We start from the raw sequence: 12,910 nt of genomic DNA, 5'->3' as shown, positions 1-12,910 counted from the left end.
GGTAAATACCTTTGGGGGCATTGAGGGATGGGTTGCTGTGTGCGCGTTTGATGAGTGCTTTAACGCGAAGGATCAGTTCCTCCATGCTGAAGGGTTTCTTGATATAGTCGTCGGCCCCGCTTTGTAATCCGCGCAACACGTCGGAGGTTTCGCTTTTGGCAGTGAGAAAGATGATCGGCGTATGTTCGTCTACGTTACGGATATCTTTTACGAGGGAGATGCCATCTTTTTTTGGCATCATAATATCTACCACGCAGGCATGGGGCCGGAAGGAGAGATAGGCATCCCAGCCCTGCTGGCCATTTGCGGCATGCATAATATGAAATCCGTTCAACTCCAGCGTTTCCTTTACAACGCCTGCCAGGGTAAGTTCATCTTCTACCAGCAGTAGTTTAATTTTTTGCATAGCGTGGAAATTGAAGGGTGAACGTAGTGCCTGTGCCGGGAGTGCTGTTTACTTCAACGGTGGCCTGCAGTTGTTGTGCCAGTGCTTTAACGTGACTGAGCCCAAGTCCGTGGCCTTTGGTATCCTGTGTATCACCACTGGTAACACGATAAAATTTATCAAAGATAAAGGGCAGATGGCTGTTGGAAATACCTTCGCCGTTATCGGTTACCGTAATAAAGATGCGGTCCCTGTTATCTTTTATTGTTAATGTAATCAGCTTCTGTGGTTTGTTGTTGTATTTAATGGCATTGTCGAGCAGGTTACTGAAGATGATTTCAAACGCCTGTTTATCGGTTTCTATACTGTTGTGTCCTGATCGGTTATCTATGTGAATTTGCACACTATCCTGGTAGGCGAATCGCTGAATAATTCCGTTGAGGCTCTCTTCCAGCGGCATGGCGGTTGTTTGCCGTTGATGCAGTTGTTGTTCCAGCCGGGTGATGGTCATGATCTGATCGATGAGTCCCTGGAGTTTGTCGAGTTCTGTTTTATTGAGATGGAGATACCGTGTTGTCATTTCCGGGCTGTTGCTGCCGCCGAAGTTGAGCAGCGCTTCGTTGGTGGCCTGCAGTACGGCTACCGGTGTTTTCAGTTCGTGGGTAACATGACTGATAAAGTCCTGTTTCATTTGCTCCAGTTTCTTTTGTTTTACGATGATGCGCCAGAGTGTCCATATGCAGCCCACGATCAGCAGTCCTATAAAGAAAGAAACGATGATAGCCGGGAATATTTGTTGCAGTAGATAGATGGTTTCGCCGGAAAACAGTACGCCGATGGTATTGGTTTGGGTATTCAATGCGGGATGAATGAGCAGCAGCCGTGGATTACTCTTTACCGCGGTCAGGGTGGTGTCGGTGTACAGGCGGAAAGGCAGGTCGATATTTTTTTCATGCAGTAACAACCGGTATTCGTGCCGGAGGCTGTCGATATGCACCAGCTGTAAGCCAAAAGATGAAAACATGCGGGAAAGAATATTGGACATTTGGGCATATTCCACATTGGGTACCGGTATGCTGTGGGATTTACCGGTGTCAAGATGCAGCCGGGCGGCGAGTGTATTGATCATGCTGTCGCGTTTCGCGGCCTGCTCCACAGTTTCATTTTCATCATCTTCCAGTTCTTCAAAGTTAATGGAAGAGGATATATTCATTTGTTGAAGGGAGTCGTTGGTACGGCCTATGTGGCCCAGGTTGCTCATCATGGCTGCATCATAGGCCTTTTGCAGGCACTCCGTCGCAGTACTACGGAACGACTGCCGGGCAGTAAGCCAGGTTTGTCTCAGCCAATACAGCTGAAAGAGCAATGCTACAGTGGCGGCGGGCACTGCCAGCTGACCAATTCTTTTAACCGAAAGTTTCATACCGGGGCAAATATAAATGGCCGCGTATTTATATCCCGTTTTTTTTAACAATCATTAACAAACGCGGATTTTGTCTTTCTCAGGATTAAACTTATTTCACTGATTACGCTGATTTGATCACTTTGGATTTTAAGGGATTCGGGGAGATATAAGCGAAGAACGTGGATTTTGTCTTACTCAGGATTACGCTGATTTAACTGATTATATTTTTTTAAAAGATTTTGGGAGATATAAGCGAGTATATCCGCTTTAATCTCCCCAAATCTTTTAAAATCCAAAGTGATCAAATCAGCGTAATCAGTGAAATAAGTTTAATCCTGAGTAAGACAAAATCCGCGTTCTTCGCTTATATCTCCCCGAATCCTTTAAAATCCAAAGTGATCAAATCAGCGTAATCAGTGAAATAAGTTTAATCCTGAGAAAGACAACCTCCGCGTTTTCGCTTATATCTCCCCCGAATCCCTTAAAATCCAAAGTGATCAAATCAGCGTAATCAGTGAAATAAGTTTAATCCTGAGTAAGACAACCTCCGCGTGGAGCTTTGTGTACAATTTACACAAACGATTTATTTTCACTGCCTTGCTTTTAACAATGAAAATTGGTAACTTAGAAATGGTGTTTTTTCATTTATTTACTATTCTAAATATCTTGCCATGGGAAAGGTACGTAATATCCTGCAGGTAAAGGGTCATGCAGTATACTCCATAAATCCCGACAACACTGTTTTTGAAGCGCTTCAACTCCTTGTGGATCACAACGTGGGAGCATTGACAGTAGTTGATGAAGACGAACATTTTATGGGAATTTTCTCCGAACGTGATTATGCCCGCCGGGTTATCCTGAAGGGGCGTGCATCAAAGGAAACCCTGATCCGGGAAATCATGACGGAACGCCCTATTACGGTTACTGAAGATGATTCCATTGAAGATTGTATGGGATTGATGACAGATAAAAGGATCCGTCACCTCCCGGTTGTTGACCAGCAGAACAGACTGATGGGTTTGATATCTATTGGTGACGTGGTAAAGTTTATTATTGACGACCAACAGCATATCATTACCAGTCTCGAATGCTATATTACGGGTACGCATACCTGAGTATCGCATTTTAATCTTTTGTTTTATCATTGTATTTTTTGTAACTTCAGTTTCATATAGTCTTTACCGTATAGCAGCACTTGAAACGTTATGAAACCGGATCCGTATCCGGTCTTCCCTCTTGATTTGGCGGTTTACAGACTAGCATTACCAATAATAGACATGTTCAGTAGATTGGAAAGCATACTACTGGTTTTAACTGATAGACAGGCATGACGGACTTTTAAGTAAATCGCTCGGGAGGGCGAACACTTTGAAAAGCGCTGTTTCTGACATCACCCCCATCTGGCCGTTTTTAGCATATGGTGCTATCGTTGTGATACTTATCAGTATCATACTAGGGCTCTCTTATGTACTGGGGCAGCGGCATAAAGACCGCGCCACCGGAGAGGCCTATGAGTCCGGCATCATCTCCACCGGCTCCGCACGATTACGGTTCCCTTCCCAGTTTTACCTGGTAGCGATGCTCTTCGTTATTTTCGACATTGAAACGGTATTAATCATATCCTGGGCAATTGCCTATGAAGAAGTTGGCTGGACCGGCTTCCTCGGCGTTGCCGTTTTTATCTTCATATTACTGGCTGTACTTATTTACGAATGGCGTAACGGCGCATTGGACTTCGGGCCCGATGGGAAAAAGATTTTACGCGCGTATAAAAAAATGCAGAAGAAAACCTCCGCTCACGTTAACGGATACACGGACATTAAGACTCCAACACCACAGGCACTGACGTAGCAACAGCATGTTGATTTTATGATTTCATGGTAAATCAACTTTTATATGAAATGGTGGCTGACCAACGCAAATGATGTAACCGGTAAGATATCCGGCAATACTTCTATGGAAGAAGTGATCCAGCAAAGTGTAATGCTCACTTCCGTGGAAAGCCTGCTGGCATGGGGACGGAAAAATTCGCTATGGCCCTTCCATTTCGGCCTTTCCTGTTGTTTTGTAGAAATGGCTACCGCTATGACCCCTAAGTATGATATGGCCCGGTTTGGTGCGGAAGTAATCAGAGGTACTCCCCGCGAAGCAGACGTCATGATCATCGCAGGCACCGTATTTATAAAAATGGCGCCCGTCATTCAACGTTTGTATGAGCAGATGATGGAGCCCCGCTGGGTAATATCCATGGGCTCCTGTGCTAATTCCGGCGGTATGTACGACATCTACAGCGTAGTACAGGGAGTAGATAAATTCCTGCCTGTAGATGTTTACGTACCCGGTTGTCCGCCACGCCCGGACGCATTTATGTCGGGACTCGTTATGCTGCGCGACAGCGTAGGCAAAGAGAAACGGCCGCTCAGCTGGGTGATCGGCGAACAAGGCGTTATCCGGCCGGAAAAGATTTCCATGAAAGATACCCTCCGTGAGAAACGGCAACAAATGACAAATTTTAAAACACCCGATGAAATATAAAATACTTACTAACATCAACGGATATATGAAAGATTAAACCGGAAAAGACCACAATTTTATCTTACCCCCATCTAAACTTAATACGCCATGCCAGAGCGCATTGCAGCGGAATTAAGCTCCCGTTTTGGTGATATCACCTTCGAACCTCAGGTTACACGGGATGGGACGCCCACCTTCTGGACGCCACAGGAGCATATTGTGGCCGTACTACAGTTTCTTAAATCTGAAATACAAATGCCTTATCGCATGCTCTATGACCTCACGGCCATCGACGAGCGTGCGTATAAACGGCAACAGAACGGGCATAAACCCTATGACTTTACCGTTGTTTACACACTTTTTTCCTTCGACAGAAACGAATTCCTGCGAATAAAAGCCGGTCTGCACGGCGAATACCCAACGCTGGAAAGCATCACCCCCATCTGGACGGCCGCCAACTGGTACGAACGCGAGGTATACGATATGTTCGGCATCCGGTTCAATGGTCACCCCTTACTCAAACGCATCCTCATGCCTTCCACCTGGGAGGGGCATCCGCTCCGGAAGGAGCACCCCGCACGCGCTACTGAAATGGGGCCTTTTAAGCTCTATGACGAGAAGCAGGACAGGGAGCAGGAGGCCCTGCGGTTTAAACCCGAAGAATGGGGCTTAAAAAGCCATAGCGAAGACGCTGACTTTATGTTCCTCAACATCGGTCCGCAACACCCGGGTACCCACGGCGTGTTGCGTATCATCCTCCAGCTCAACGGCGAAGATATTGTGGACGCCGTACCCGATATCGGCTTCCATCACCGCGGCGCGGAAAAGATGGGAGAACGGCAATCCTGGCATACCTACATTCCTTACACAGATCGTATCGACTATCTCGGCGGGGTGAATAATAACCTGGCTTACCTGTTATCGGTGGAGCAGCTGGGCGGCATTGATGTGCCGCTACGTGCGCAGGTGATCCGCATTATGCTCTGCGAACTGTTCCGCATTGCCAGTCACCTGGTGTGGTATGGAACCTTTGCACAGGATCTGGGGCAGCTGTCACCCGTGTTCTATATGTTCACCGACCGTGAACGCATCTTTGAAATCATTGAAGCCATTTGCGGTGGCCGTATGCATCCCAACTGGTTCCGTATTGGCGGTGTTGCCCAGGACCTGCCCAACGGCTGGGAGCCGCTGGTGAAAAACTTTATCAGCTATTTTCCCAAACAGCTGAAAGAGTACGACAGCATGGTCATGAAAAATTATCTCTTTAAAGCCCGTACTAAAGGTATCGGTATCTATACACTGGAAGAAGCCATTGAATGGGGCGTAACCGGCCCCGGACTCCGCGCCTGCGGCCTGGAGTGGGATATGCGCAAGAAGCGGCCATATGGTGGTTATGAGAATTTTGCTTTCGAGGTCCCGGTCGCACACAACGGAGATTGTTACGACCGCGCGGTAGTACGGGTGGAAGAAATGCGACAAAGCCTCCGCATTATTGAACAATGCGTGGCCTACATGCCGTCCGGCGATTACAAGTCGCACCACCCGCTGGCTACCCCTCCTGTAAAAGCGCGCACCATGCAGGATATTGAAACGCTTATCCATCACTTTCTCAACGTAAGCTGGGGACCGGTAATACCCGCCGGGGAGGCGGCTGTTTGCACGGAAGCCACCAAAGGATGGAACAGCTATTACCTGATCAGCGATGGCAACACCGCTTCTTACCGCACCAGGGTGCGAACGCCTTCTTTCCCGCACATGCAGATGATTCCGTTGATCAGCCGCGGATATACCGTGGCCGACCTGTTATCGATACTCGGAGGAATGGATTATGTACTCGCAGATATTGACAGATAATACAACAACATATGCTTTCTGCTATTGAAATAGAACAGATCACACATGAAATGCAGCACGTGCCGGTAAAAAAGGCCGCCTGTATAGAAGCATTAAAAATTGTACAGGGGCAACGCCGCTGGGTATCTGATGAAAGCGTGGCGGATATCGCCGCTATCCTGGAAATGAGCACCGCGGAAGTAGACAGCGTAGCCACTTTCTACAACCTCATCTTCCGGCGGCCGGTAGGCAGGCACGTCATCTTGTTGTGCGACAGTATCAGCTGCTACGTGATGGGCTATACGGAGATTAAACAACAACTGATGGACCTGCTGCAGATCAGGTACGGACAAACCACACCCGATGAACGTTTTACGCTGCTGCCCAATGCCTGTCTTGGTACCTGCGACCATGCGCCGGCCATGATGATAGACAACGACCTGTACAGGGATCTGACAACAGCTTCCCTTTTACAAATACTGGATCAATATTTATAAAGATGGAAAAACCGCTCACACAACATATACCCGCTTCCGGAGCGCCTCTTCACCTGAAGGAGTACGAAGCAGTGGGCGGCTATGCCGCATTACGCAAAGTGTTGCAGGAGCTCACCCCGGCGGAAGTAACAGGCAGGGTGAAAGACGCCAACCTCAAAGGCCGTGGCGGCGCGGGTTTCAGCACCGGTATGAAGTGGAGCTTTGTTCCCGCGGAAGTAACCGGTCCGCGCTACCTGATCTGTAACGCCGATGAAATGGAACCCGGCACCTTCAAAGACCGCTGGCTGCTGGAAGGGAACCCGCACCAGTTGCTCGAAGGAATGATCATTTCCGCTTATGCTATCCAGGCCACACAGGGTTTTGTGTTTATGCGCTGGGCATATAAGGAAGCCGCGACGATCATGAACCAGGCAATTGCAGATGCCTATGCCGCGGGATATCTCGGTAAAAATATACTCGGTAAAAATTATAGTTTGGAAATGCAACTGCATACCGGTGTAGGCAGGTATATGTGCGGGGAAGAAACGGCATTGCTCAATTCGCTGGAAGGGAAACGCGCTGTACCCCGCGCCAAACCGCCCTTTCCACAGGTAAGCGGATTGTTTGGTAAACCAACCATTGTAAATAACGTGGAAACGTTGTCTTATATACCGCATATCATCAGCAAGGGAGGCGACTGGTTCAAATCATTGAGCTATACCGCCGACGGGGGTACGAAAATATACGGTGTAAGTGGAAGAGTAAACAAGCCCGGTGCCTGGGAACTACCTATGGGCGTTACTATGCGGGAATTACTGGAGGAACATGCGGGTGGCATGAAAGCGGGATTCCGTTTTCGCGGTGCCTTGCCTGGTGGCGCTTCCACTGATTTCTTAACCGATGCCCACCTCGATGTGAAAATGGATTTCGCAGGAGTAGCTGCCGCGGGAAGCCGCCTGGGTACCGGCACTATGGTGATACTCGACGACCGCACCTGCCCGGTGGGGTTTGTACATAACCTGGAGCATTTCTTCGCACAGGAATCGTGTGGCTTCTGCACGCCCTGCCGCGAAGGACTGCCCTGGACGGAGAAGATATTATACGCACTGGAGCAGGGACAAGGAACTTACGCAGACCTGGAGCAACTGGAAATGCATACGAAGCTGTTAGGACCCGGTAACACTTTCTGCGCGCTGGCGCCCGGTGCCATGGAACCGTTGCAAAGTGCGCTGAAATATTTCCGGGAAGATTTTGAACAACACATCAAAGAAAAAAAATGTCCATATGCCGATCATACACATTGATAATAAACCTTACGAAGTAAAGGAGGGAAAAAACCTGTTAGAAGCTTGCCTGTCGCTGGGTTTGAACCTTCCTTACTTTTGCTGGCACCCCGCCCTGGGTGCGGTAGGCGCCTGCCGTCAATGCGCTGTTAAGGTGTTTAAGGATGAAGATGATAAGAAGGGAAAGATCATTATGTCGTGTATGGAGCCGGTAAAAGACCAGCTTCGTTTATCCATTGACGATACCGATGCCCGCAACTTCCGCGAGCATGTGATCGGCTGGCTGATGACCAATCACCCGCACGACTGCGCCGTATGTGATGAAGGCGGTTCCTGCCATTTGCAGGATATGACTGTGATGACAGGCCACTCTTACCGTGATTACCATTTTACAAAACGAACTTACAACAACCAATATCTCGGACCATTCCTGAATCATGAAATGAACCGTTGCATCCAGTGCTACCGTTGTGTGAGGTTTTATAAAGACTTTGCCGGTGGTAAGGACCTGGATGTTTTCGCCGCGCATAACCATGTGTATTTTGGCCGGCAGGAAGAGGGTACACTGGAAAGCGAGTTTAGCGGCAATCTTGCCGAAATATGCCCTACCGGTGTGTTTACGGATAAAACCCTCAAGCAGCATTATACCCGTAAATGGGATCTGACCTCTGCTGCTTCTGTATGCCAGGGCTGCGGACTGGGCTGTAATATCATCGCCGGCGAGCGTTATGGCGCCGTGCGACAGATCACTAACCGGTTTAACGGTGCGGTAAATGGTTATTTCCTTTGCGACCGTGGCCGCTATGGCTACGAATTTGTGAACAGCGGACAACGGATCAAAACACCGATGGTGCATCACGGCCCTGCAGATAAGGCCAATGGCATCCCGGTGTTGCAGCATGTGCATCAACGGATGAAACCAGGGAAGACCATCGGCATAGGATCGCCGAGAGCTTCCCTGGAATCCAATGCTGTGCTGAAAGAACTGGTTGGGGAAGACAACTTCTACCTGGGTGTGTCGGCAGCAGATCACGACCTGGTATCCCTTTCCCTCAAAATACTGCAACAGGGACCGGTGCGCAGCGCCTCCCTGCAGGAAGCGGCAGCAGCGGATGTAGTGCTTATCCTCGGTGAAGATGTAACCAATACGGCGCCGATGCTGGCCTTGTCGGTGCGGCAGGCGGTACGCCGTATCCCGGTCGAAGATGTCATCAATCATATTCACATGCCCGCATGGCAGGATGCCGCCGTACGGGAAGCCGTGCAGGACAGCAAAGGCCCCCTCTATATTTTAAATGTCCAGGAAACCAAACTCGATGAACTTGCAAAGGGTGCTTATCACACGGCGCCGGACAATATCGCACGTATAGGCTTTGGCGTTAGTCACCTGCTGAGCAGTAGAATGCCCGAAGTAAAAGGAATGTCGGAGCAGGGGAAGGCCATTGCTGCAGAAATAGCAGCGGTGCTGAAAACCGCTAAGAACCCGCTTATCATTGCAGGCTATGGCGGTGGCAGTGAAGCCATCATCAAAGCCGCCGCCAATGTGGCCTGGTCCCTGCGGGATCTTGGTATCGACGCCATGCTTACCTACACGGTGCCGGAATGCAACAGCGTAGGACTTGAAATGCTGGGTGGCCACCGCCTGGATTCGGCGGTAGACCGTGCCTTGAATGGCGAAGTGGATACCGTGATCGTTTTGGAAAATGACCTGTACCGCCGGCTGAACCAACACCGGGCAGAACAGTTTTTTGGAAAGGTGAAAGATGTGATCCTGCTGGATCATCTTTATAATCCCACAGCGGAGAAAGCCACCATCATTTTACCGGCTGGCACCTTTGCTGAATCGGACGGTACGCTGGTGAATAATGAAGGCCGCGCCCAGCGCTTTTTCCAGGTGTTTGCACCCGACTCCGCAGTGCAGGAAAGCTGGCGCTGGCTGTTGCAGATTGCCAGCATTAACGGGCATGCTACACTCTCCGGTTTGCAACACTTCGATGAAGTAGTGAATCACCTTGCACACGCATACGAAAAATTTGAAAGTATAGATCATCTCGCGCCGCATGCTGATTTCCGGATTGCCGGTCAGAAGGTACCGCGGGAACCACATCGCTTTAGCGGCCGTACCGCTATGCAGGCAAATGTAGATGTAAGCGAGCCCCGTCCGCCGCAGGACACAGATACCGCGCTGTCATTTACCATGGAAGGATACCGGGGAGAGCCGCCTTCTTCCATGATTCCCTTTTTCTGGTCGCCCGGATGGAACTCTGTACAATCAGTAAACAAATTCCAGGTGGAAACAGGCGGACCGCTGCACGATGGCAACTCCGGCAAGAGATTGATAGAACCTCACGCGAACGGGCAAACGCCTTTTTATACGGAAGTACCGGAGCCCTTTCTGCCGCTCAAAGAGCACCTGTTACTGGTACCCCTCTATCATATTTTCGGATCAGAGGAACTGAGCGTGCATACACCGGGCATTGCGGAACGTATTCCGGCCCCCTACATTATGCTGCACAGTGAAGACGCAAAACGGTTGCAGGTAACCGCGGGATACCTGCTGCATTTCACAGATAACGGTCATCACTATACGTTACCGGTGATCATTAACGATACATTACAGGAAGGCGTTGCCGGAATACCTGTAGGCCTTCCCGGCATGCAGATTTCAGAGGCGCCGCAACTGATAAAAGTATAATGCTATGATAAACATTTGGTGGGTAATAGGTGGGGTGCTTTTTGCACTGTTAAATACGGCGGCCGGTCTCATTTGGGTGGAGCGCCGGATGCTGGCGCTGTGGCAGGACCGTTACGGTCCCAACAGGGCAGGGCCTTTCGGGCTGTTGGTGGTGCTGGCAGATACTATCAAGTTGTTTTTTAAAGAAGACTGGATTCCGCCATTTGCCGATAAAGTAGTGTTTGTATTTGCGCCCGGCGTAGTGATGCTGAGTGTGCTCATGAGCTTTGTGGTGATACCTTTTGCACCAGGAATTGTGGTGGCGGATTTGAATATCGGCCTGTTGTTTTTCCTGGCCATGTCTTCACTGGGCGTATACAGTGTAGTGTTGGGCGGCTGGGCTTCCAATAACAAGTATGCGTTGCTGGGCGCTATGCGCGGGGCTTCGCAGATGATCAGCTATGAGGTGTTTATGGGATTGGCGCTGATGGGCGTGGTGGTACTGAGTGGTTCTTTTAATCTGGGCGAAATAGTGGAGGCACAGCGGAAGGTCTGGTTTATTATCCCGCAGTTTATCGGCTTCCTCATTTTCCTGGTGGCGGGCGTAGCGGAAACACACCGTTTACCTTTCGATATCCCGGAGGCGGAGAGTGAGCTGGTAGCAGGCTTTCACTCGGAATATTCCGGGATGAAGTTCGGTATGTTCTTCATCGGTGAATACCTGGGCGTAACGCTGATCTCCGGCATGCTGGTAACGCTTTATTTTGGCGGCTGGCTTGGACCGGCTTTTCTGCCGCCGGTATTATGGTTTGTAATAAAAACGTTTGCCTTTATCATGTTGTTCATCCTGTTCCGGGCATCTATGCCGCGGCCGCGGTATGATCAGTTGATGGAGTATGGATGGAAGGTATTGTTTCCGTTATCGATTTTAAACCTGATGGTAACAGCTGCCATTAAGCTGTGGTTAAATACTTAAAACAAAAAACATGTTTAGTCTGGTAAGAAGTATGTGGCTGATATTCCTGCACATGTTCCACAAGCGGGAAACCTTTCAGTACCCTGAACAGCGGGCGCCGTTGCCGGCCCGCTGGCGGGGCCGCATTGCGTTAACCCGCGATCCGGATGGAGGCGAACGATGTGTAGGTTGCTACCTGTGTGCCGCGGCCTGCCCGGTAGACTGCATCTCCCTTCAGGCAACGGAAGATGAATCGGGCAGAAGATATCCGGAGTTTTTCCGGATCAATTTCTCCCGCTGTATTTTCTGTGGCTTCTGCGAAGAGGCTTGTCCTACCTACGCGATACAGTTATTGCCCGATTTTGAAATGGCAGAATATAACCGTCAGAACCTGGTATATGAAAAAGAGGACCTGCTCATCAACAGTGAAGGCAAATATCCAGGTTATAATTATTACAATATAGCCGGTATGGCCATTCGCGGAAAAGACAAAGGCGATGCACAACACGAAGAACCACCGGTAGATATTAAAAGCCTGATACCATGATAGGAACTGCATTTTATATTGCTGCATTGATTGCAGTGTTATCTACCGTGATGGTGATCACCCGGTACAATATTATGCATGCCTTGTTATATCTCGTAGTGTCTTTACTGGCGGTGGCAGTGGTGTTGTATCTCTATGGCGCGCCTTTTATGGCGGCATTGGAAGTGATTGTGTATGCGGGCGCCATTATGGTATTGCTGATCTTTTTTGTGATGATGCTGAACCTGGGAAAAGAGTCGGCCGCGCAGGAGCGGCTATGGCTGAAGCCGCGCATCTGGATCTTTCCATCGCTGCTTTGTATCATCCTGCTTGGAGAGCTTGTTTTCCTGGTGTTGCAGAACCGCCAGCCCGTATCAGGTATTCAGATCGTGAATCCGAAGGAGGTGGGCATTGCTTTGTTCGGCCCTTATATCCTGGCGGTGGAGCTTACCGGGATGTTGCTGATGGCGGGCATTGTAGGGGCTTACCACTTAGGGCGTCAGAAAGAGAAAACATTGCACCGGTTCCTTGAAAATAATCAATCATGATAGTACATCCTACCACAGCGGGCATGCTGCTTGCCGGCGTTTTATTTGTGCTGGGGCTGATCAGTATACTGGTTCGCCGCGACATTATTTTTATGTTGCTGTCGGTGGAAATAATGCTGAACGCAGCAGGACTGGCCTTTGTTGTGGCCTCTTCTCACTGGGGTACAGCAGACGGGCAGGTGATGTTCATCTTTATCCTGGCGATGGCGGCGGCAGAAGTATCGGTAGGACTGGCATTGATCTTACAGTTATATCATCAGCTCAAAACACTGGACAGCGACGAAGCAGCAAAAATGAACGGATAAAATATT

Annotated in this window: 13 protein-coding genes; 11 read left to right on the top strand and 2 right to left on the bottom strand. The window is 49.5% G+C overall.

Going from position 1 to position 12,910, the window contains the following annotated elements:
- Both QFZ48_RS31635 and QFZ48_RS31630 read right to left on the bottom strand, forming a co-directional pair.
- Positions 1–406: response regulator transcription factor (locus tag QFZ48_RS31635; RefSeq protein WP_429065432.1), on the bottom strand; the 406-nt coding region annotated here is incomplete at its 3' end.
- A complete protein-coding gene (locus QFZ48_RS31630; RefSeq protein ID WP_429046673.1) occupies positions 393–1,808 on the bottom strand; it encodes a sensor histidine kinase in 1,416 nt (471 codons plus the stop codon). The genes QFZ48_RS31635 and QFZ48_RS31630, both read right to left, overlap by 14 nt.
- Positions 1,809–2,461: 653 nt before the next feature.
- On the opposite strand from QFZ48_RS31630, the gene QFZ48_RS31625 reads away from it, so the two are divergent.
- The 11 genes from QFZ48_RS31625 (at position 2,462) to nuoK (ending at position 12,904) form a co-directional block, all read left to right on the top strand.
- Positions 2,462–2,905 carry a CBS domain-containing protein gene (locus QFZ48_RS31625; RefSeq protein ID WP_079468123.1) on the top strand — a complete coding sequence of 148 codons (444 nt, stop codon included), beginning with the start codon at positions 2,462–2,464 and terminating at the stop codon, positions 2,903–2,905.
- 253 nt (positions 2,906–3,158) lie between these two features.
- Positions 3,159–3,641, top strand: coding sequence for an NADH-quinone oxidoreductase subunit A (locus QFZ48_RS31620; RefSeq protein WP_429046675.1), 483 nt, complete (start codon positions 3,159–3,161; stop codon positions 3,639–3,641).
- A 45-nt stretch (positions 3,642–3,686) separates the two neighbouring features.
- Positions 3,687–4,325: an NADH-quinone oxidoreductase subunit B gene (locus tag QFZ48_RS31615; protein WP_370911347.1), complete on the top strand. Its 639-nt coding sequence runs from the start codon at positions 3,687–3,689 to the stop codon at positions 4,323–4,325.
- A gap of 87 nt (positions 4,326–4,412) precedes the next feature.
- On the top strand, positions 4,413–6,158 hold the full coding sequence (gene nuoC / locus QFZ48_RS31610) for an NADH-quinone oxidoreductase subunit C/D (RefSeq protein ID WP_370911348.1): 1,746 nt from the start codon (positions 4,413–4,415) through the stop codon (positions 6,156–6,158).
- Positions 6,159–6,169: 11 nt separating this feature from the next.
- Positions 6,170–6,634: an NADH-quinone oxidoreductase subunit NuoE gene (nuoE, locus tag QFZ48_RS31605; RefSeq protein ID WP_429065429.1), complete on the top strand. Its 465-nt coding sequence runs from the start codon at positions 6,170–6,172 to the stop codon at positions 6,632–6,634.
- A gap of 2 nt (positions 6,635–6,636) precedes the next feature.
- Positions 6,637–7,917, top strand: a complete 1,281-nt coding sequence (nuoF, locus tag QFZ48_RS31600; RefSeq protein ID WP_429065418.1) for an NADH-quinone oxidoreductase subunit NuoF — start codon at positions 6,637–6,639, stop codon at positions 7,915–7,917.
- Complete coding sequence (nuoG, locus tag QFZ48_RS31595; protein WP_429065416.1) at positions 7,898–10,591, top strand: NADH-quinone oxidoreductase subunit NuoG; 2,694 nt, start codon at positions 7,898–7,900, stop codon at positions 10,589–10,591. The genes nuoF and nuoG overlap by 20 nt, the downstream gene beginning before the upstream one ends.
- A gap of 4 nt (positions 10,592–10,595) precedes the next feature.
- Positions 10,596–11,546, top strand: a complete 951-nt coding sequence (gene nuoH / locus QFZ48_RS31590; protein ID WP_370911352.1) for an NADH-quinone oxidoreductase subunit NuoH — start codon at positions 10,596–10,598, stop codon at positions 11,544–11,546.
- Positions 11,547–11,556: 10 nt separating this feature from the next.
- Positions 11,557–12,072, top strand: coding sequence for an NADH-quinone oxidoreductase subunit NuoI (gene nuoI / locus QFZ48_RS31585; RefSeq protein WP_429065415.1), 516 nt, complete (start codon positions 11,557–11,559; stop codon positions 12,070–12,072).
- Entirely contained in the window at positions 12,069–12,599 is a 531-nt protein-coding gene (gene nuoJ / locus QFZ48_RS31580; protein ID WP_370911354.1) for an NADH-quinone oxidoreductase subunit J, read from the top strand. Before nuoI ends, nuoJ begins: the two co-directional genes overlap by 4 nt.
- Positions 12,596–12,904 carry an NADH-quinone oxidoreductase subunit NuoK gene (nuoK, locus tag QFZ48_RS31575; protein WP_079468113.1) on the top strand — a complete coding sequence of 103 codons (309 nt, stop codon included), beginning with the start codon at positions 12,596–12,598 and terminating at the stop codon, positions 12,902–12,904. The genes nuoJ and nuoK overlap by 4 nt, the downstream gene beginning before the upstream one ends.
- The last annotated feature ends 6 nt before the right edge of the window (positions 12,905–12,910 follow it).

The organism is Chitinophaga sp. W2I13 (assembly GCF_050434005.1).
Taxonomy (GTDB): domain Bacteria; phylum Bacteroidota; class Bacteroidia; order Chitinophagales; family Chitinophagaceae; genus Chitinophaga.
The sequence above is the reverse complement of the archived record's forward strand: the minus strand, read 5'-3'. Positions and strand labels throughout refer to the sequence as shown.

Excerpts from the sequence above, each read along its gene's own strand:
- QFZ48_RS31630 (WP_429046673.1), bottom strand. The coding sequence starts at position 1,808 with ATGAAACTTTCGGTTAAAAGAATTGGTCAGCTGGCAGTGCCCGCCGCC.
- nuoK (WP_079468113.1), top strand. The coding sequence starts at position 12,596 with ATGATAGTACATCCTACCACAGCGGGCATGCTGCTTGCCGGCGTTTTA.
- nuoG (WP_429065416.1), top strand. The coding sequence starts at position 7,898 with ATGCCGATCATACACATTGATAATAAACCTTACGAAGTAAAGGAGGGA.
- nuoF (WP_429065418.1), top strand. The coding sequence starts at position 6,637 with ATGGAAAAACCGCTCACACAACATATACCCGCTTCCGGAGCGCCTCTT.
- nuoH (WP_370911352.1), top strand. The coding sequence starts at position 10,596 with ATGATAAACATTTGGTGGGTAATAGGTGGGGTGCTTTTTGCACTGTTA.
- nuoJ (WP_370911354.1), top strand. The coding sequence starts at position 12,069 with ATGATAGGAACTGCATTTTATATTGCTGCATTGATTGCAGTGTTATCT.
- nuoI (WP_429065415.1), top strand. The coding sequence starts at position 11,557 with ATGTTTAGTCTGGTAAGAAGTATGTGGCTGATATTCCTGCACATGTTC.
- QFZ48_RS31615 (WP_370911347.1), top strand. The coding sequence starts at position 3,687 with ATGAAATGGTGGCTGACCAACGCAAATGATGTAACCGGTAAGATATCC.
- QFZ48_RS31625 (WP_079468123.1), top strand. The coding sequence starts at position 2,462 with ATGGGAAAGGTACGTAATATCCTGCAGGTAAAGGGTCATGCAGTATAC.
- nuoC (WP_370911348.1), top strand. The coding sequence starts at position 4,413 with ATGCCAGAGCGCATTGCAGCGGAATTAAGCTCCCGTTTTGGTGATATC.
- nuoE (WP_429065429.1), top strand. The coding sequence starts at position 6,170 with ATGCTTTCTGCTATTGAAATAGAACAGATCACACATGAAATGCAGCAC.